The following is a 17,246-nucleotide window of genomic DNA, read 5'->3' as shown; positions in this document are numbered from 1 at the left end:
CTGGGGTCGCCGCGGGTTTAGCGGGGTGCCCGCGGAAATCTCAATGCGATTCGCGCACGAAGATGGCCTCCGCCGCCGCGGTCACCGTCGAGCTCATCATGCCGAGCCGGTTCCAACCCAGGTCGAAACGGCCCCGATCGAGGGTGGTTTCGCCGGCGATCCGGATCGAGCCGTCGTCGAGCTCGGAGATCGTGACGGGCAGCGGCAGCTCCGCGGTGATGCCCTTGATGGTGAAGTTGGCCCGAACGTCGGCCGCCTTGCCCGTCGTCGGGTGCAGCGCGGTGACGACGACGTTGATCTCCCCGAACCGGTCGACGTCGAAGAAGTCGGGCGACCGCAGGTGTTTGTCGCGAAGGCCGATCCCGGTGTCCAGTGATGCGGCCCGGATGTCGACGCGCCCGAAAACCGCTCCCTGGCCGGTCAGTTGGCCGTCACCGGTGAAGTCGGTGAAGCGGCCTTTGACGTTCACCAGCCCCCACATGTTGCCGACCTTGAACGTGATGGCCGAGCGATCCGGAACCAGGTTCCACGCGCCGGCCATGTCGGGATCGTGAAGCAGTGTCTCCAAAGTCGTCATCGTCACCCCCATGCCTTGTGGCGAATCTAGCCTCAATCCATCAACGGCGCGATCCCGGCGGGATCGAAATATTCGTCGATGCGTTCGATGAGGCCGTGACTGCCCACCCTGATCACGATGCAGACCCGCAGCGAGATCGATTGCCCCGCATGCCCGGTGGCGTGCAGGACGTGCTGCTGGACGAAGCCTTGAGCCGAGCCGTCATCGAAGAACTGCCGGTCGAGAATCTCGTAGCGGCGCTGCGTGGTCGCGCCGATGAACCAGCCGATGACCCGCATCGCCCGGGCCTTGTCGTCTGTTTGGAGGGGGTCGCGGCGCGAGCCGACGCGCCACACCGCGATGTCGTCGCTCCACATCGCCTCGACCGCCGCGACATCGCTTCGCTCGATCGCGGTGAACAGGCGGTTGGCGGCCTCGACGACCGCTTCTGCGCGGGAAGCGGGCATGGCACGGCTCCTATTCGCTGTCGTATCCGGGGTGGGCGACGGCGAGCCGGCGCCGTACCAGGGTTCGCAGGCAGGCCGTGACGTCGGCCGCTCGGGCGTCCATCTCGCCGGACCGGATCGCGGCGGCAAGCTGTTCCTCGTCGGCGACGCCCAACCCGGACAGCGCCGCGCGGGATTCGGCCTCGTTGTCGTCGAGCAGTTCGCGCTCGACGATGCGCAACGCGTTGGCCGCCACCCTGGCGTGAAAGTTGACCTGGCCGTCGGTCGCCGACCGCACGTCGGTCTCCAGGAATTCGGCCACCGCGGCCACGAGTTCGGCCGCCAGCGGGCGGCCGTGCGCGCCGATCACGGCGCGGCCCGGCCCCGATTGCCCGCCTCCTCCTCGCGCCGCCGCGCGGCGCGCATCGTCGGCGGGCGCGAGCAGGTTGAGCAGGTCCCACTCCGTCTCGCAGACGCGCCGCCCGATGGTGGCCAGCTCGACCGAACGGTGCTGGCCGCTCAGATGCCGTTCCGCCTGGAATCGGCAGATGACACCCCAGCGCAGCGTGGCCAGCACCAGCCACCAGTGAAACGCCACCCGGTCGACGGTAGTTGCGCTGGCCTGCTCGTAGGCCCGCAGGAAGCTCTCGATGCTGCCGAGGCCGCCGGCGCCGAGGCCGGCCGGGGCGCCGAATCGCCAGGCCCGGATGCAGAACCACGCCAGGTCTTCGTACGCCTGGCCGACGTGCACGAGCTCCCAATCCAGCACCGCGGCAAGGTTCGATCCGTCGACGATGAGGTTGCCCATCCGGAAGTCGCCGTGCACCAGCACCGTCGGCGACGGTTCGGGCCGGTGGGCGCCCAGCCAGCGAAACGCCCATTCGAAGGTGGCGGTGGTGTCGCCCATGTCGTCGAGGCGCTGGCGCCATTCGTCGAGTTGGTCCTCGTGGGTGATCCCGGCAACGTGGGGGTCGGCGCGGTGAATGGCGGCCGCCGCCCGCGCGCACTGCTGCAGCAATCGGGCGCGGCCCGCCTGCCCGTCGGCGGCGTCGAGCTGGCGTTGGATGCGCCGCACGATGGTCTCGCCCTTGATCTCGTCGCAGATCAGAAACGGATTGCCCAGTGCGGCAGGCGAATTGTCGGCGATCAGGACGTGGGGGACCGGCGCGCCCGCGGCCGCGGCGGCGGCCTGTGACCGGGCCTCGAGTTCCATGCCGGCATGCACGTCGTCGGGCGGCCCGGTGCGAAAGATCAGCGAGCGGCGTTGCCCGCCGGTGACGGCCTCGAAAGCCCAGGTGGTCCGGCTGGCGCCGCCCGTCAGCGCGCGCAGGTTCTCGACCGCCGTGTCGGCGCCGATGGCCGACGTGAGCACGGCGGCGAGTTTGGCCGTCAGCTCGGCCGTCTCGTCGTGCATCATTTTCGGCCGAATTTGAACAGCCGCTGCGCCACCCGGCGAATCTGGATCTCTTCGGCGCCCTCGGTGATCCGGTAACGACGGTGGTGTCGGTAGATGTGCTCGAACGGTTCGTGCCGGCTGTACCCGAGCCCGCCGAAGATCTGCATGGCGCGATCGGCGGCGTCGCAGACCAGCCGGTTGGCGCGGTAATTCGCCATCGACACCTTGTCGGAGACCTCCATGTGGTGGTCGCGGTCCAAATGCCAGGCGGCGTATTGGACCAGCAGGCGCACCATCTGCGCCTCGGTCTGCAATTCGGCCAGCGGCCATTGCACGGCCTGGTTGACCGACAGCGGCTTGCCGAACACCGTTCGGCCGCCGGCGTATTCCGCGGCGCGGTCGATGCAGTACTGCGCGGCGCCCAGGCTGCTGGCGGCCTGTCGAATCCTGTTCTCGTGCAGGAAGGTTTGCGCCACCTCCAGGCCGCGATCCACCTCGCCGAGCACCGCGTCCGCGGGCACCCGAACGTCGGTCAGCTCGACCTCGCCGTGGTCGGTGGGCATGTTGAACGTCCACCAGTAGTAGGGAACGTTGAATCCGGGTGTATCGGTCGGCACCAGGAACGCCGTGATGCCGCGCGCGCCCCCGGGCTCACCGGAGGTGCGTGCGAAGACCAGATCGTGGGTTGCGCGGTGCACGCCGGTGTTGAATCGCTTGGAGCCGTTGATCACCCAGCTGTCGCCGTCACGTTCGGCGCGTGTTTCGAGCCAGGTGGCGTCCGAGCCGTGCTTCGGCTCGGTCAGCCCGAACGCCATCGAACGCTCCCCGGTGATCAGCGCCTCCGACCACACCCGGCGCTGCTCATCGGTGCCGAAGCGCTCCATCATGATCACCTGCGGGAAATTCCCGACGATCGACGACTCGTTCTGCAGATCGTTGTGCAGGCCAAGGCCCTTGTGCGCCAGGTGTTCCCGGATGACGGCCATGTCGACGTTGCTGCCGTCACGGCCGCCCAGCGAGGCCGGCAAGCCGTAGCGCAGCCAGCCCGCCCTGTCGGCGCGCCTGCGCATCTCGGCGAGCAGGTCCTCCCACTCGCGGGTCGGGATGCCGTCGTTGTCCCAATCGGTGCGCGCGTGCTCGCGGCGCTGGTCGAAATACTGGATGTTCTCGCGTTCCAGCGGTTTGATCTCCGCCTCGATGAACTCGTCCATCTCGGCGAGCACACCCGGAAGGTGTTCGGGCAGCGTGAAATCCACAAGTATCTCCTTACGCGCCGTACAGAGTTTTCTTCCAGATCGTCGACAGGGTGGCGATGGCGTCCTTGTCGCTGATCTTGATGCCGAGGTTGGAGGGGCCGACGAAGACGGTGGTGAAGTTCTCGAAGAGCAAGGCGATGGCCGCCGCGGTGTGCTGGGGATGCAGCTCGGCGCCGTATCCCTGATCCTGGGCGCGGCGCACCGAGGCCGCCACGAGATCCATGCCGAAGCGCCGGAATTCGTTTTGCACGGCGGCGAAGCGCTGCTGGGTGGCGGCCAGCTGGGCCACCGCGATCATGATGCCGATGTTCTGTTTGAACATGTTCCAGTAACCGGTGACCACCGAGGTGAAGAACGCGTCGTCGTCGGGGGAGTCCGGCAGGTGAACGCTCAACCCCGACGGTGTGACCACCTCATGCAGGAACGATTCCGCCAGCGCCGCCAACAAATCTTCCTTGTCGGTGAAGTAGCGGTAGAACACCGCCGGCGATTTCCCGGCGGCCGACGTGATGTCGGCCAACGTGGTGCCGTGAAAGCCCCGTTCGGCGAACAGCTTACGGGCGGCCTGCTCGAGGGCCTGCCTGGTTTGGCGGCCTTTGGCGGTCAGCTCGCGGGTTGCCTCCGGGGCGGACATCAGTTCCCCCGCACTCAATGTCTCGGTCGGTCGCCGGCGCGCAACAGGGCGCTCGGCAGATCGTGGCCCACCAACGACTTCGCCACGGCGGCCGCGGCGATGGCGGCATCCAGGTCGACGTCGACGCCGATACCGCTATCGCGCAGCAGGTACACCAGATCCTCGGTGGCGATGTTGCCCGTGGCGCCCGGCGCGAACGGGCAGCCGCCCAGGCCGCCGACCGAGGCGTCCAGCCGGGTCACCCCGGAGCTGACCGCCGCGTACGCGCTGGCCAGCCCGGAGCCGCGGGTGTTGTGGAAATGACCGCCCAGCGGCATGTCCCCGATGACCGGACGCAGTTGGGCGATCAGCGAACTCACGCGGCCCGGGGTGGCGGTGCCGATCGTGTCGGCGATCGACAGGCGGTCGGCGCCGCGCTCGCGCGCGGCCGCGGCGATGTCGAGCACCCGCTGCGGCGGGGTGGGACCTTCGAACGGCGAATCCCACGCGGTGGCGATCACCACTTCGACGGTGACCCGGGGGGCGGGGCCGTCGTGCGCGATGGCGACGATCTCGTCGATCGCCTTGGTGGCCTCGGCGCTGGTGCGCCCGACATTGGCCTGGCTGAACGTGTCGTCGGCGGCCACCACGTACTCGATGGAGCGCAGACCCGCGGCGACGGCCCGCTTGGCCCCGTTGGGGCTGGCGACCAGCGCGGAGAATTCGATGTCGGGGTAGTCGTGCAGATGGGCGGCGAGCTCGGCGGCGTCGGCCATCGACGGCACCTTCGTCGGGGAGACGAACGCGGTGGCCTCCACCTGGCGGACCCCGGTGGCCGCGACCGCGGCCAGCAGTTCGAGCTTGGCCGGCAACGGGATTGGCGTCTCGATCTGTAGACCGTCGCGCAGAGAGACCTCGCGAATATCGACGTGCTGGGTGGTCACAGTACCTCCTCGGCGCGCAGCTCCTCGAGCTCCTCGGCGGTCCTGCCCAGCAACCCGGTGTAGACGTCGTCGTTGTGTTGGCCGGGTCGCGCGGGACCGGCGTTGCGCAGCCGGCCCGGAGATTCCGAGAGCACGGGAACGATGCCGGGCCCGAGGACATTGCGTTGCAGCCGCTGGTCGTAGTGCTCGACCAGCATGTCGCGGGCCCGCAGCTGCGGGTCGTTGACGACCTCGGCGACCGTGTTGATCGGCCCCGCAATCACGCCTGCCGCGGAAAGGGTTTCGATGATCTCGCCCGGTTGGCGTGCGGCGGCCCAGCAGCCGATGATGTTGTCGAGCTCGTCCTGGTTGCGGCCGCGTGCGACATGCGTGGCGAACCGGTCGTCGGTGGCCAGCTCCGGGCGCCCCATGGCCTTGCACAGCCGGGCGAAGACGGTGTCCTGGTTGGCGGCGATCACCACCCACGAGCCGTCGGCGCTGCGGTAGATGTTGGACGGGGCGATGCCCTCCAGCCGGGTGCCCGACGGTCCGCGCACCACACCGCCGACATCGTAGTCGGGGATCGTGGATTCCTGGACGGCCAAACAGGATTCGGTGAGCGCGACGTCGACCACCTGGCCGCGCCCGGTGATGCTGCGGCGGTACAGCGCGGCAAGCGCGCCCTGGGCGCCGAACATGCCGGCCAGGCTGTCACCGAGCGAGAGCGCCAGCCGCGGCGGCGGGCCGCCGGGGAAACCGTTGAGGTGTCGCAGTCCGCTGGCCGCCTCGGCGACCGAGGCGTAGCCGGCTTTGGAGGCGTCGGGTCCGGTCTGCCCGTAGCCGGACACGCGCACCAGGATGATGCCCGGATTGCGTTGACTGAGCACGTCGTAGCCCAGGTTCCATTTTTCCAGCGTGCCGGGGCGGAAGTTCTCCACCACGATGTCGGATTTCTCGACGAGCTCACAGAACAGTTCGCGCCCCCGGGGGTGGCGCAGGTCGAGGGTGATGGCCCTCTTGTTGCGCGCGTGCACCGTCCAAAAGACGTGCTGCCCATCGACTTCGGCCTGGCCCCAGGTGCGCAATGGGTCCGGGGCCTTGGGCAGTTCCACCTTGATGACGTCGGCCCCCATGTCGCCCAGCAGCCGGCCGGCGAACGGGCCGGCGATCAACGTGCCGAGTTCGAGGACCCGGACGCCGTCGAGCGGACCCGCTACATCGATGCGCCGCTCTCCCCCGCAAGCGGGAGGTGCCCCCGCCTCATCGCTGCGCTCTGCATCGTCGCCGGCGGAAGTAGTCACTCGGCGCTCGCAAAGTCGTGCCGGACCAGCCAGTCGGTGACGATGGTGACGGCCGTGCGCAGCGCCTCGCGCTGGTCGGGTCCCGCGTAATAGTGTGTGGCGCCGGGAATTTCGTGCATCTCCTTGTCGGGGTGCCCGATCGCTTGGAAGAGCCGGCGGGTGTGGCTGGGCGTGCAGGCGTCATCGGCGAGGTTACCGATCACCAGCGCCGGGATCGCGATGTCGGGCCCGCAGGTGACCGCGTCGCCGCGGGCGTCGTCGTAGCTCCACTGCGAGAGCCAGCCGCGCAACGTGGAGAATCGGGCCAACCCGACGGGGCTCATGTTCACCACTTGAGGATCCCCCAGGTAGCACGTCCCCGGGGCGCGTTCGTTGGGATCGACGGTCGGGTCCAGCCACCGCGGGTCGGCCATGGTGCCGTGCACGACGAACCCGAACTCGTCGTCCGGCCGGCCGGCGGCCTTCAGCTCGGCCAGTTTTTCCTTGACCCACGCGGTGATACGACGGTTGCGGTCGATCTGCGCCTGCCGGTACCGGGCCAGGAATTCTTGGCTGTAGGGCGGCTGGTTCGGATTGTCGGGGTTGTACAGGTCAAGCTCGGGATCGCGCTGGGTGGGGTCGGATTCGTCGAGGATCGACGCGTCCAGCCATTCGGTCAGCGTGCCGTGCCGGCTGATGTGCGCGGCCAGCAGCATGATGCCGTCGGCCGGGGGCAGGTCGAGTTTGGTCAGGTCGGGTCCGTCACCGGTCGGGCTGGACGTGATGGTCGGATTCTGCGCCTGCTGCTGGTAGAACACCGACAGTGAACCGCCGCCGCTCCATCCGGCGAGCACCACCTTGGAGTAGCCCAGGCGTTTCTTGGCGTCCTTGATGCACTCGCCGAGATCCTCGACCACCTTCTCCATCAGCAGCGCCGAGTCGGTGCCGCGGAAGCGGCTGTTGCAGTAGATGACGTGATGACCGGCCCGGGCCAGGGCATTGATCATCGGCAGGTAGGCGCCGCCGCCGATCGGGTGCATGAACACCAGCACCGTGTCCGACGGCTTGTCCTTCGGCTTGAGCAGGTAGCTTTCCAGCACGGTGATCTCGGCCAGGCCGCCGTAGACGTCCCGGACACCCGAATTGTTCTGGAAGGCAACGAGATAGGGGATGCGGTCGTACTCGTGCTTAACGGCGCGGGTCATCAATGTTGTCCTAGGTCGTGGGCCAGTACCTCGGCCGACGGGGTCAGCCGCCGGCGGGTGTCGATGGCGATCACCTGCCAGTCGACGCGGGAGTACTCGTCGAACTTGCGGCGCGCCCGCTCGCGCGCCTTCTCCGGTGCGCCGTGGTGAACCCCTTGCGGCGCATGCGAAATCAGGCCGGGCGGCATCGGGATGCCATAGAGCGAGCCACCGTGGAAGAAGGCGATCTCGTCGTAGTCGACGTTGCGGTGATACCACGGTGTGCGCTCGGTGCCCGGGATGCCTTCGGCGGGCTTGGGCAGGAAGTTCATCACGTAGACGCCGGTGGCTTGCATGAACAGGTGCACGGTCGGCGGCAGGTGGACGCTGTCGGAGGTGACGACGTTGTAGTCGGCGATGTTGAACGTGAACGCGAAGTTGTCACCGCGCCATCCCTCGACGTCGAGCGGATTATGTTGGTAGAACAGCGTTGTCGGGCCGCCATCATGGATGAGCCGGACCTCGTACTCGCCGCCGGAATCGCCCTCGTCGGCGGGGGCCGGCTCGGGGATGACCACCTGCGACGGGTCGAAGGGGAAGTGGCGGCCCAGCGCGCCGGGTGGCGGTATCCGAAACTCGTCGCTGGCCTCGATCATCAGCATCGTCGTCGCGGTGTCGGGCAGCTGGCGCCAGGTGCATGCCTTCGGGATGTACAGCCAGTCGCCCTCCCGGTAGCGCAGCGGCCCGAACTCGGTCTCGGCCAGGCCGCTGCCCTGGTGAACGAAGCACAGCAGGTCGCCGTCGACGTGACGGGCATAGAACGGCATCGGCTCTTGGCGGCGGCTCAACAGAATTCGGCAGTCGTCGTTGCTGAACATCAGCAGCGGCCCGCCGCCCGCGTCCGTGGCGTCAGCCGGCTTGAGCTCACTGGACAGCACGTCGAGGGGGCGCAGCGGGCCGACCGATCGGTAGGCGGTGGGATCGTTGCGCCGATAGAGGTTGGCGGTGCGGCCGGTGAATCCGCCGCGGCCCAGCTCGTCGTCCTTGAGCCCGTCGAGGTCGGCATGCAGGCGGCGTGGCGTTCGGCCTTTCCGCAGGTGCACAAAGGATTCCATGGACGGCTCCTCCGATGGGCCAAGCTCGGCGGTCACAAAACTGAAAGTGACATTACTTTTTGTTTTGGTCGGACACAAGGGCGGCATCGGCGTTGTCGCGAGGCCGTCGTCGTCCCCGTCCCGCGTGAGTCACAGTCGCCACAGGCGTCTCCGTCAACCCCGGACGCGCAGCACGACCTTGCCCTTGGCGGTGCGGTTCTCCAGCGAGGCGACCGCGGCCGCGGCCTCCGCCAGCGGATAGGTCGCCGGCTCGGGCGGGGCCAGCTCCCCGGAGGTGAGCAGCCGCTCGAGTCCGGCCCACTGCTCGGCCAGCGCGCCCGGATGCGTCCCCGCCCACGCGCCCCAACCGACGCCGACGACGTCAATGTTGTTGAGCAGCAATCGGTTGACCTTGACGGTGGGGATTTCCCCGCCGGTGAATCCGACGACCAGAAGCCGTCCCCCGGGGGCGAGCGAGCGCAGGGAATCGGTGAACCGGTCACCGCCGACCGGATCGACGACGATGTCGACGCCGCGGCCGTGGGTCAGCTCCTTGACCGCGTCCTTGAACCCGTCGGCCAGCACCACGTCCGTCGCGCCGGCGGCCGTGGCGATGTCGGCCTTGTCCTGCGTGCTGACGACGGCGATGGTGCGCGAGGCCCCCAGCGCCGGCGCCAGCCGCAGCGCCGAGGTCCCGATGCCGCCGGCCGCGCCGTGGACGAGCACCGTCTCACCGCGCTGCAGCCGGCCCCGCACGGTGAGCGAGAAGTACACGGTCAGGTCATTGAAGAGCAGGCCGGCGCCGGCCTCGAAGCTCACGTTGTCGGGCAGCTTGAACACCCGGTCCGGGGCCAAGATCGCGACCTCGGCCATGCCGCCGGACAGCATCGTGAGGCCGACGACCCGGTCGCCGGGACGCACGTGCGCGCCCTCGGGCGCCGACCGGACCACGCCGGCGATCTCGGCGCCGAGCACGAACGGCAACTCCGGGCGGTATTGGTATAGGCCGCGGGTGAGCAGCGCGTCCGGGAACGCCACCCCGGCGGCGTGCACGTCGACGACGACCCCGTCGCCCGTCGGTTCGTCGATGTCGGCCAACTCGACCGCGTCTGGACCATCGAGCCGAGTCACCCGTACCGCGCGCATGCCAGCAGAGCCTACTGCCGGCTCAAAAACCGCCTGCGACCCGCACCACGGCCCGGCCGGAGAACTTGCCGGCGCGCACCTGATCGATCACCCCGACCACGTCCTTCACGTCGACATCGCTGACCAGCGAGTCGAGGTGACGCGGCCGCAACGAATCACCCAGCCGGGCCCACAGCGCGCGCCGCCGCCCGATGGGCATGAGCACCGAGTCCATTCCCAGCAGCGCGACACCGCGCAGGATGAACGGCATCACCGTGGTGTGCAGGGCCGGACCCCCGGTGAGACCGCTGGCCGCCACCGCGCCGCCGTAGTCGATGGTGCTGAGCACGTCGGCGAGCGTCGCCCCACCCACACAATCCACCCCGCCGGCCCAGCGCGCCTTGCCGAGCGCGCGCGGCTTGGCGTCGGGATCGGCGGGTAGGCGGCCGATAACCTCCGCGGCGCCAAGGGCTTTCAGCCGCTCGGCGGCGTCGGCCTTGCCGGTCGAGGCGACGACGCGGTACCCGGCGGCCGCCAGCAGGTCCACGCTGACCGAGCCGACACCGCCGGTGGCCCCGGTGACCACGATGGCGCCGGCGTCGGGCGCAACGCCCCAGTCGATCAGCGCCTGCACGCTCATCGCCGCGGTGAAGCCCGCGGTTCCGATCGCCGCGCCCTCGTGTGGACTCAACGCGCCGAGCGCCACCACCTGGTCGGCCGGTAACCGTGCGTACTCCGCGTAGCCGCCGTGGTGGCCGGTGCCGATCAAATAGCCGTGGGCCAGCACGTTGTCGCCGACGGCGAAGTCGGCCGACGTCGACTCCACGACCTCGCCGGTCAGGTCGATGCCGGGCACCACGGGATAGTTGCGCACCACGCCGCCGCCGGGCGTCAAGGCCAGGGCGTCTTTGTAGTTGACGCTCGAATACAGGACCCGGATCGTCACGTCCCCGGGCGGCAGGTCGTCGGGACGAAGTGTCTCGACCGATGCGGTGATCCGGTCACCATGTTGGCGCGCGACAAGCGCGTGAAACGTGTCCATTCCTCGACGCTAACCTCACCGCGTGAAAACCCGCGAGTGGGCTGGACGGGGGCGTTACCTGAGCTCGGCCGACGACAGGCCGAGCAGTCGGCGGGCGACCACCAGCTGCTGGATCTGTTGGGTGCCCTCGAAGATGTCCAGGATCTTGGAGTCGCGCGCCCACTTCTCTAGCAGGGTCTGCTCGGAATAACCTGCGGTGCCGGCCAATTCGACGGACTTGAGGGTGACGTCGGTGACCATCCGGCCGGCCTTGGCCTTGCTCATCGACGCTTCTTTGGAGTTGGGGATCTTGTTGTCGGCCTGCCAGGCCGCCCGCAACGACAGCAGGTAGCTGGCCTCCCAGTCGGCTTCCATCCGCAAGAACTCCGCCGCCGCAGCGCTCTGGGCGTGCGACGGCCGGTCGTAGGAGATCTCCACGCCGGCGTCGGTGAGGATCTTGCGAATTTCCTCCAGCGCCGCGCGGCCCACCCCAACGGCCATGGCGGCGACGATGGGGCGGGTGTTGTCGAAGGTCTCCATGACACCGGCAAAGCCCTTGCCGACCTCGATTTCGGGATTGCCGAGCAAGTTTTCCTTCGGGATGCGGACATTGTCGAACCGGATGGCGGCGGTGTCGGAACCCTTGATGCCCAGCTTGTGCTCGAGCCGCTCGACCGTGACCCCGGGGTGCTCGCGCGGCACGACGAACGACTTGATCGCCGCGCGGCCCTGTGACTTGTCCAGCGTCGCCCACACCACGATGTGGGTGGCGCGCGACCCGGCGGTAACGAAGATCTTCTCGCCGTTGATCACGTACTCGTCGCCGTCCAGGGTGGCGGTCGTCGCGACCGCCGCCGAGTCCGACCCGAAGCCGGGTTCGGTGATCGCCATCGCCGCCCAGACCTTGCCGAGGCGTTGCAGCTGCTCGTCGTTGGCGACCGCGGAAATGGCGGCGTTGCCCAGCCCCTGGTAAGGGACCGAGAGCATCATCGCGAGGTCGCCCCAGCTGGCTTCTAGGGTCTGGAGCAGTGCGGCCATGTTGGCGCCGTTGTGGTTCTTGTCCCGCTCTTCGTCCTCGCCGCCCAGTGCGTTCGCTCCGGCGAATTCGAATGACTCCGAAGCGCCTTCGAAGAGGCTGAACAGGGTGTCGAGCTCGACCGGGTACGCGTGCTCCTTGAGGTCGTACTTGCGGGCGATCGGCCGCATCAACTCAGCGGCGCCCTGATGCGTCTTGGTCGTCACCGCTTGCATCTTGCGGGGAAGTTCCAGATTGATTGCCATGATTGAACTTTCAGCTCGAATGGGTTAACGACTTAGTGACTGCTAGATGACCACGACACCCTCGGCGACGCCGATGGCCCGCAGGTCGCGGTACCAACGCTCGACCGGGTGCTCCTTGGTGTAGCCGTGGCCGCCGAGCAGCTGAACACCGTCCAGTCCGATCTGCATGCCCTTGTCGGCGCCGAGCCGCTTGGCCAGCGCCGCCTCGCGGATGAACGGCAGGCCCTGCTCGGCGCGTGCCGCGCCGCGCCAGGTGATCAGCCGCAGCCCGTCCAATTCGATGGCGATGTTGGCGCACATGAAGGCCACCGCCTGGCGATGCGCGATCGGCTCGCCGAAGGCCTCGCGTTCCTTCACGTAGGGGACGACGTAGTCGAGGACGGCGTGCGACGTGCCGACCGTCAGCGCCGCCCAGCCCAGCCGGGACAGCGCGATCGCCTCGGAGTAATCCTGATCCGACGCGTCGTCCTCGCCGAGCCGCGCGCCCAGCGGGACCGACACCCCGGAGAGCTCGACGTGGCCCAGGGCCGCCGCGCGGAGCCCCATGCTGGGGTCGGCTTTCACGGTGAGGCCTTTCGCCGACGATTCGACGATGAACAGGGCCGGCTTGCCGTCGAGCTGGGCGCCGACGATGAAAAGCTCGGCGTCGGCCGCGGCCGGCACCAACGACTTCACCCCGTCGAGGCGGTAGCCACTCGGGGTGCGCACCGCGGTCGTCTTCAGCCGGGTGGGGTCGAAGAGCGGTTGCGGTTCAGCGATGGCCACGCAGGCCTGCGGCACGTTCTCGCCGGCGAACTCCGGCAGGTAGGTGGCCTGCTGATCGGCGCTGCCCCAATGGGTCAGCGCGGAGGCCACGCCTCCCGGCGCCAGCAGCGGCAACGCCAAACCCATGTCGCCGTAGGCGAGTGCCTCGGCGACCAGCACGTTGGTCACGCTGGAGCGGTGCGCGGCGATGCCGTCGAAATCCTCGGGAATGTTGATCGCCGTGATGCCCAGTTCGGCGGCCTTGGCGATCAGGTCACGGGGGTAGGTGGCCGCCTCGTCGGCGTCGTGCGCCGCGGGCCGCAGCACTTCTTCGGCGAATTCGTCGAGCGTCTCGACGATCATCTTCTGCTCGTCGTCGGGCGTCAGGTCGAAATAGTCCTTGCCGCTCGACTTGAGTCGGGTCGGCCCGGTGCGCACATTCTGGACCCGCTTGAACTGACGAGAGGTCGTGGCGGCCGTTGAGAAGATCGTCTTCGTGCCGTAGCCCAGGGCGCGGTTGAGCGGGTCGCGCAGCCGGTATTTGTCCAGGAATTCCTGACCGACGAGCGGGGTGATGAGCGCGATGGCGATGTCGACGCCGGTGCGTTTGTGCGGTTGCAAGCCGACCGCGGACTTATGGTCGCGCCGTTTCGCGCGGGAGCGGGAGGTTGTTTGTGGTGAACCGGAATCGGTCATGGGTCAGCGGCCTCAGGTTTGTCGGGCAAGCGGATAGAGCCAATCTTACTCCGGAGTAAGATCACAGAGAACACCTGTTAACTAATTCACAGTGAGGCTGCCGAGCACCTGCCGCTGCAGCAGGCCGTTGGTGGCCACGGCGCTGCCGTGATGCGGGCCCGCGGTGCCGTCGAGCGCCGTCAGCGTCCCGCCCGCTTCGCGCACCAGGATGTCCAGCGCGGCGAGATCCCATACCGACACTTCCGGTTCGGCGGCGATGTCGACCGCCCCCTCGGCCACCAGGCAATAGGACAAGAAGTCGCCGAACGCGCGCACCCGCCACACCGCATCGGTCAGTGCGATGAAGCGGTCCCGCACGCCGAGCTGCGCCCACCCGGACAGACTGGAGAACGACAGGCTGGCCGAATTCAGTTGCGCCACTGAGGAAACCGATATCCGACGGGGTGATGCGCCGTTGACCGCGACGAACGCGCCATGGCCCTGCGCGGCCCACCACCGGCGCTGCAGCGCCGGGGCGCTCACCACGCCGACGACGGGGACGCCGTCGTGCAGCAACGCGATCAAAGTCGCCCATACCGGCACGCCGCGGACGAAGTTCTTGGTGCCGTCGATCGGGTCGATGATCCACTGCCGCCCAGTGAAGGCGGTGTCTCCGCCGAATTCTTCGCCGACGATGCTGTCATCCGGCCGTTCGCGCGCGAGCACCTCGCGCAGCTCGGTTTCGACGGCGCGGTCGGCATCGGTCACCGGCGTCAGGTCCGGTTTGGTGTCGACGCGCAGGTCCAGCGCCCCGAAGCGGGAGGAGGTCAACGAGTCTGCGCGGTCGGCCAGCGCCAGTGCCAGCGCCAGATCGTCGGAACCCATGGCGCAGTCTTATCACGGCCCTACCATGGCGGGGTGTGGGAATTCGGACTGCTGCTCCTGCTGGTCGCGGTGCTGGCGGTATTTCTGGTCCAGCGGTTCGTCCCGCGCGGCCCCCGCGGTGAGCTGCTGAGCGGCACCCTGCTGGTGACCGGAATCAGCCCGCGGCCCGATGCGACCGGCGAGCAGTTCGTCACCATCGCCGGGGTGATCAACGGCCCCTCGGTCAACGAACACGCGGTTTATCAGCGCATGGCCGTCGACGTGAATCAATGGCCGACCATTGGTCAACTGTTTCCGGTGCTGTATTCGTCGAAGAATCCGGACAACTGGAAATTCGCACCGCCGGAACCACCCGCGCCGCAGGAGCCACCGCCGGGCTAGGCGCGCCTCAGCCGGCCGCGGGTGGGCGTGTCATGACCGTGATGCGAACGCCGTAGCGGGGCACCACAAGCGCGGCCCGCGAGACTCTCCCCCCAGGTATTCCGGGAATGCCGGCGGTGGCGGGCCCGGTGCGGGCTATCGCCTCGGTCGCCGGCAGGCCGGACAAGCCGCCGCCGGGCACCGCCGTGGCGGGGCCCCCGGCCGCGGCGGCCCACCCCGCGGGCACTGACATCGAGCCGATCCGGCCGGCGCGGGCGAGCACCGCATTGACGTTCCCCAGACCGGAGGCGGCACCGCTGAACGCGGGGACCTTCGGGAGCGCGGCCGGAACCGCCGCGAGGTTCGGCAAGATGCCCAAGTTCTTGTCGGCCTGGATGATTCCGGCGTTGAACCCCTCCGTGGTGAAGATTGATCGGAACGCGACCTGGGCCCCCTGGATGGTGTCCAGGATTCGCGCGAATCCGTCTCTTCTGGAAAACGCGAACAGCTGCGAGCCCGGGCCCGCATTCGAGTTCGCGGCATTGGCGGTAGCTTGCGTGACGGCGTCCTGCTGCGCTGTCACCCCATCCTGAGTGGTCGCTTGGCGCGGGGCAGAGAACGGCGAAAACTGCACCGTTGCAGCAGAACTGGCGGAATAGCTGTACATCGCGGAGGCGTCCTGGGCCCAGTATTCGGCGTACTGGGCCTCGTTCGCCGCGATCGCGGCGGTGTTCTGCCCGAAGAAGTTCGTTGCCACCAGCGTCGCCAATTGGGTGCGGTTGGCCGCGACCGCGGGCGGGGGCACGGTCATGGCGCGCGCCAGCTCGTAGGCTGCTGCCGCCGCCCTGGCCTGGATGGCCGTCTGCTGTGCGCGCTCGGCGGTCGCGTGCAGCCATCCCACGTAAGGGGCGGCGCTGGCCGCCATCGCCTGGGAGGCGGGCCCGTACCAGGACAGGCCCGTCAGGCCAGACAGCACCGATTCGTACACGGCGGCCGTGATGCTCAACTCGGCCGCCAGTGAGTCCCAGCTTCCCGCGGCGGCCAACAACGAGCCCGAGCCGGGGCCCGCGTACATGCGGCCAGAGTTCACCTCTGGTGGAAGAAGGCCAAAATCCATTGTCTTACAGCGCTATCAGCTGCGTGCAGCGACTCTGCTCGCGGCACGTCACCCGGCAGCCGGCGGGCGTGGCATCACCGTGAGCCGCACGCCGTAGCGGGGCGGGACACCCGCTCCGACGGATCGCGAGGCGCCGCCACCTGGCATGCCGGGGTAGCCGGGATAACCGGACGCTACCGGCTCCTCGGTTCCCGGCAGCGTGGTGAAACCGGCCGGTTCCAACGGCGAGATATGGGTGCTCGTGGGCGCGGCCCAGCTTGCCGGCACGGACATCGGCCCGATCGATCCGGCGTGCGAGAGGGTCGCTGTGACGTTGCCCAGCCCTCCGCCGAGACCCCCGCCGAGACTCGTTGTGGTGCTGCTGAGCGCGGGGGCCGCGAGGGCAGGGGCAGCGGCCAAGGGTTTGGCGAGAATGCCCAAATTGTTCTCGGCCCCGATGATGCCGGATACGAACTGCTCCATGTTGTAGGGAGCGCTGAAGCCGACGCCGGTGCCCTGAATGGCGTCGAGGGCCGCAAAGAACGGTCTGCCGCCGGCCGCCGCTGTCGTATCGGACAAGTCATAGATGTCGCCGTAGTAGTTGTAGGTGTTGCCCGTTTGCTGCGTGGACAACGGTGAAAAACTCTGCGTGACGGCCTTGTTGGCGGCAGCGTTGGTGTTGGCCGCGGTCACGGCGGCCTTCTGGGCGCCCACCCCGGACTCGTTGGTGGAGTTGTTCGCGGGCGCAAACTGCGGCAACCGGGTCGCGGCCGCCGAGGACACGGAGTAGCCGGACATGGCGGCGGCGTCCTGGGCCCAATAGTCGGCGTACTGCGCCTCGGTGTCCGCGATGGCCGCGGTGTTCTGGCCGACGATGTTCGTCGCCACCAGCGACGCCAGCAGCGCGCGGTTGGCGGTGACCACCGGTGGGGGCACCGTCATCGCGTAGGCCTGCTCATAGGCGGCCGCGGCCGTCCGCGCCTGCATGGCCGTCTGCCGGGTCTGCTCGGCGGTCGCTTGTAGCCATTCCGCGTAGCGGGCGGCCGCGAACGCCATCGCCTGCGCTGCGGGACCGCGCCATTGCAGGTCCAGGCCCGAGAGTGCCGATTCGTAGCCTTCGGCGGCCGAACTCAGCTCGGCCGACAGCGCGTCCCAGCTTCCCGCCGCGGCCAACAGCGAGCCCATTCCGGGCCCCGTATACATCCGGGCGGAGTTGATTTCTGGTGGAAGAAAAGCCCAATCCATGGTGGAGACATCCCCTCAAAGTGCGGTTTGCGGACAAACGCCGCTGGCGCCGGCGTCGCCGCACCG

17 protein-coding genes are annotated in these 17,246 nt (G+C 68.6%); 1 reads left to right on the top strand and 16 read right to left on the bottom strand.

Going from position 1 to position 17,246, the window contains the following annotated elements:
• Positions 1–40 precede the first annotated feature (40 nt).
• The 14 genes from AC0KTM_RS18510 to hisN form a co-directional block, all read right to left on the bottom strand.
• Positions 41–577: a YceI family protein gene (locus AC0KTM_RS18510; protein WP_225326403.1), complete on the bottom strand. Its 537-nt coding sequence runs from the start codon at positions 575–577 to the stop codon at positions 41–43.
• A 32-nt stretch (positions 578–609) separates the two neighbouring features.
• Positions 610–1,023 carry a nuclear transport factor 2 family protein gene (locus AC0KTM_RS18505; RefSeq protein WP_225326404.1) on the bottom strand — a complete coding sequence of 138 codons (414 nt, stop codon included), beginning with the start codon at positions 1,021–1,023 and terminating at the stop codon, positions 610–612.
• Between the two features lie 10 nt (positions 1,024–1,033).
• Complete coding sequence (locus tag AC0KTM_RS18500; RefSeq protein ID WP_472416342.1) at positions 1,034–2,419, bottom strand: phosphotransferase family protein; 1,386 nt, start codon at positions 2,417–2,419, stop codon at positions 1,034–1,036.
• Positions 2,416–3,654, bottom strand: coding sequence for an acyl-CoA dehydrogenase family protein (locus tag AC0KTM_RS18495; protein ID WP_238956612.1), 1,239 nt, complete (start codon positions 3,652–3,654; stop codon positions 2,416–2,418). The genes AC0KTM_RS18500 and AC0KTM_RS18495 overlap by 4 nt, the downstream gene beginning before the upstream one ends.
• A gap of 10 nt (positions 3,655–3,664) precedes the next feature.
• The gene (locus AC0KTM_RS18490) at positions 3,665–4,288 is read right to left on the bottom strand and encodes a TetR/AcrR family transcriptional regulator (protein ID WP_225326407.1); all 624 of its coding nucleotides are present in this window, start codon (positions 4,286–4,288) and stop codon (positions 3,665–3,667) included.
• Positions 4,289–4,302: 14 nt separating this feature from the next.
• The gene (locus AC0KTM_RS18485) at positions 4,303–5,211 is read right to left on the bottom strand and encodes a hydroxymethylglutaryl-CoA lyase (protein ID WP_472416340.1); all 909 of its coding nucleotides are present in this window, start codon (positions 5,209–5,211) and stop codon (positions 4,303–4,305) included.
• The gene (locus AC0KTM_RS18480; RefSeq protein WP_472417511.1) at positions 5,208–6,413 is read right to left on the bottom strand and encodes a CaiB/BaiF CoA transferase family protein; all 1,206 of its coding nucleotides are present in this window, start codon (positions 6,411–6,413) and stop codon (positions 5,208–5,210) included. Before AC0KTM_RS18480 ends, AC0KTM_RS18485 begins: the two co-directional genes overlap by 4 nt.
• Before the next feature lie 74 nt (positions 6,414–6,487).
• Positions 6,488–7,675, bottom strand: a complete 1,188-nt coding sequence (locus AC0KTM_RS18475; RefSeq protein WP_225326409.1) for an alpha/beta hydrolase family protein — start codon at positions 7,673–7,675, stop codon at positions 6,488–6,490.
• Complete coding sequence (locus AC0KTM_RS18470; RefSeq protein WP_238956609.1) at positions 7,675–8,769, bottom strand: homogentisate 1,2-dioxygenase; 1,095 nt, start codon at positions 8,767–8,769, stop codon at positions 7,675–7,677. The genes AC0KTM_RS18475 and AC0KTM_RS18470 overlap by 1 nt, the downstream gene beginning before the upstream one ends.
• 153 nt (positions 8,770–8,922) lie before the next feature.
• On the bottom strand, positions 8,923–9,894 hold the full coding sequence (locus tag AC0KTM_RS18465; protein WP_225326411.1) for an NADPH:quinone oxidoreductase family protein: 972 nt from the start codon (positions 9,892–9,894) through the stop codon (positions 8,923–8,925).
• 22 nt (positions 9,895–9,916) lie between these two features.
• Complete coding sequence (locus AC0KTM_RS18460; protein WP_472416338.1) at positions 9,917–10,915, bottom strand: acrylyl-CoA reductase family protein; 999 nt, start codon at positions 10,913–10,915, stop codon at positions 9,917–9,919.
• 54 nt (positions 10,916–10,969) lie between these two features.
• On the bottom strand, positions 10,970–12,175 hold the full coding sequence (locus tag AC0KTM_RS18455; RefSeq protein WP_225326413.1) for an acyl-CoA dehydrogenase family protein: 1,206 nt from the start codon (positions 12,173–12,175) through the stop codon (positions 10,970–10,972).
• Between the two features lie 42 nt (positions 12,176–12,217).
• Positions 12,218–13,615 carry an acyl-CoA dehydrogenase family protein gene (locus tag AC0KTM_RS18450; protein WP_225326414.1) on the bottom strand — a complete coding sequence of 466 codons (1,398 nt, stop codon included), beginning with the start codon at positions 13,613–13,615 and terminating at the stop codon, positions 12,218–12,220.
• Between the two features lie 81 nt (positions 13,616–13,696).
• Positions 13,697–14,479, bottom strand: coding sequence for a histidinol-phosphatase (gene hisN / locus AC0KTM_RS18445; protein WP_225326415.1), 783 nt, complete (start codon positions 14,477–14,479; stop codon positions 13,697–13,699).
• A 33-nt stretch (positions 14,480–14,512) separates the two neighbouring features.
• On the opposite strand from hisN, the gene AC0KTM_RS18440 reads away from it, so the two are divergent.
• Positions 14,513–14,860, top strand: a complete 348-nt coding sequence (locus tag AC0KTM_RS18440; protein ID WP_225326416.1) for a hypothetical protein — start codon at positions 14,513–14,515, stop codon at positions 14,858–14,860.
• 7 nt (positions 14,861–14,867) lie between these two features.
• On the opposite strand, the gene AC0KTM_RS18435 is transcribed toward AC0KTM_RS18440, so the two are convergent.
• A complete protein-coding gene (locus tag AC0KTM_RS18435; RefSeq protein ID WP_225326417.1) occupies positions 14,868–15,956 on the bottom strand; it encodes a PPE family protein in 1,089 nt (362 codons plus the stop codon).
• A 48-nt stretch (positions 15,957–16,004) separates the two neighbouring features.
• The gene (locus AC0KTM_RS18430) at positions 16,005–17,180 is read right to left on the bottom strand and encodes a PPE family protein (RefSeq protein ID WP_225326418.1); all 1,176 of its coding nucleotides are present in this window, start codon (positions 17,178–17,180) and stop codon (positions 16,005–16,007) included.
• Between the last annotated feature and the right edge of the window lie 66 nt (positions 17,181–17,246).

The organism is Mycobacterium sp. NTMscope_Eco_3, from assembly GCF_976985685.1.
Note: the sequence above shows the minus strand (reverse complement) of the source record. Positions and strands in the feature narration are given on the sequence as shown.

Bases quoted from the DNA above. Each gene is read 5' to 3' on its own strand.
- AC0KTM_RS18510 (WP_225326403.1), bottom strand. From the start codon at position 577: ATGACGACTTTGGAGACACTGCTTCACGATCCCGACATGGCCGGCGCG.
- AC0KTM_RS18505 (WP_225326404.1), bottom strand. From the start codon at position 1,023: ATGCCCGCTTCCCGCGCAGAAGCGGTCGTCGAGGCCGCCAACCGCCTG.
- AC0KTM_RS18500 (WP_472416342.1), bottom strand. From the start codon at position 2,419: ATGATGCACGACGAGACGGCCGAGCTGACGGCCAAACTCGCCGCCGTG.
- AC0KTM_RS18490 (WP_225326407.1), bottom strand. From the start codon at position 4,288: ATGTCCGCCCCGGAGGCAACCCGCGAGCTGACCGCCAAAGGCCGCCAA.
- AC0KTM_RS18475 (WP_225326409.1), bottom strand. From the start codon at position 7,675: ATGACCCGCGCCGTTAAGCACGAGTACGACCGCATCCCCTATCTCGTT.
- AC0KTM_RS18470 (WP_238956609.1), bottom strand. From the start codon at position 8,769: ATGGAATCCTTTGTGCACCTGCGGAAAGGCCGAACGCCACGCCGCCTG.
- AC0KTM_RS18465 (WP_225326411.1), bottom strand. From the start codon at position 9,894: ATGCGCGCGGTACGGGTGACTCGGCTCGATGGTCCAGACGCGGTCGAG.
- AC0KTM_RS18460 (WP_472416338.1), bottom strand. From the start codon at position 10,915: ATGGACACGTTTCACGCGCTTGTCGCGCGCCAACATGGTGACCGGATC.
- AC0KTM_RS18455 (WP_225326413.1), bottom strand. From the start codon at position 12,175: ATGGCAATCAATCTGGAACTTCCCCGCAAGATGCAAGCGGTGACGACC.
- AC0KTM_RS18450 (WP_225326414.1), bottom strand. From the start codon at position 13,615: ATGACCGATTCCGGTTCACCACAAACAACCTCCCGCTCCCGCGCGAAA.
- hisN (WP_225326415.1), bottom strand. From the start codon at position 14,479: ATGGGTTCCGACGATCTGGCGCTGGCACTGGCGCTGGCCGACCGCGCA.
- AC0KTM_RS18435 (WP_225326417.1), bottom strand. From the start codon at position 15,956: ATGGATTTTGGCCTTCTTCCACCAGAGGTGAACTCTGGCCGCATGTAC.
- AC0KTM_RS18430 (WP_225326418.1), bottom strand. From the start codon at position 17,180: ATGGATTGGGCTTTTCTTCCACCAGAAATCAACTCCGCCCGGATGTAT.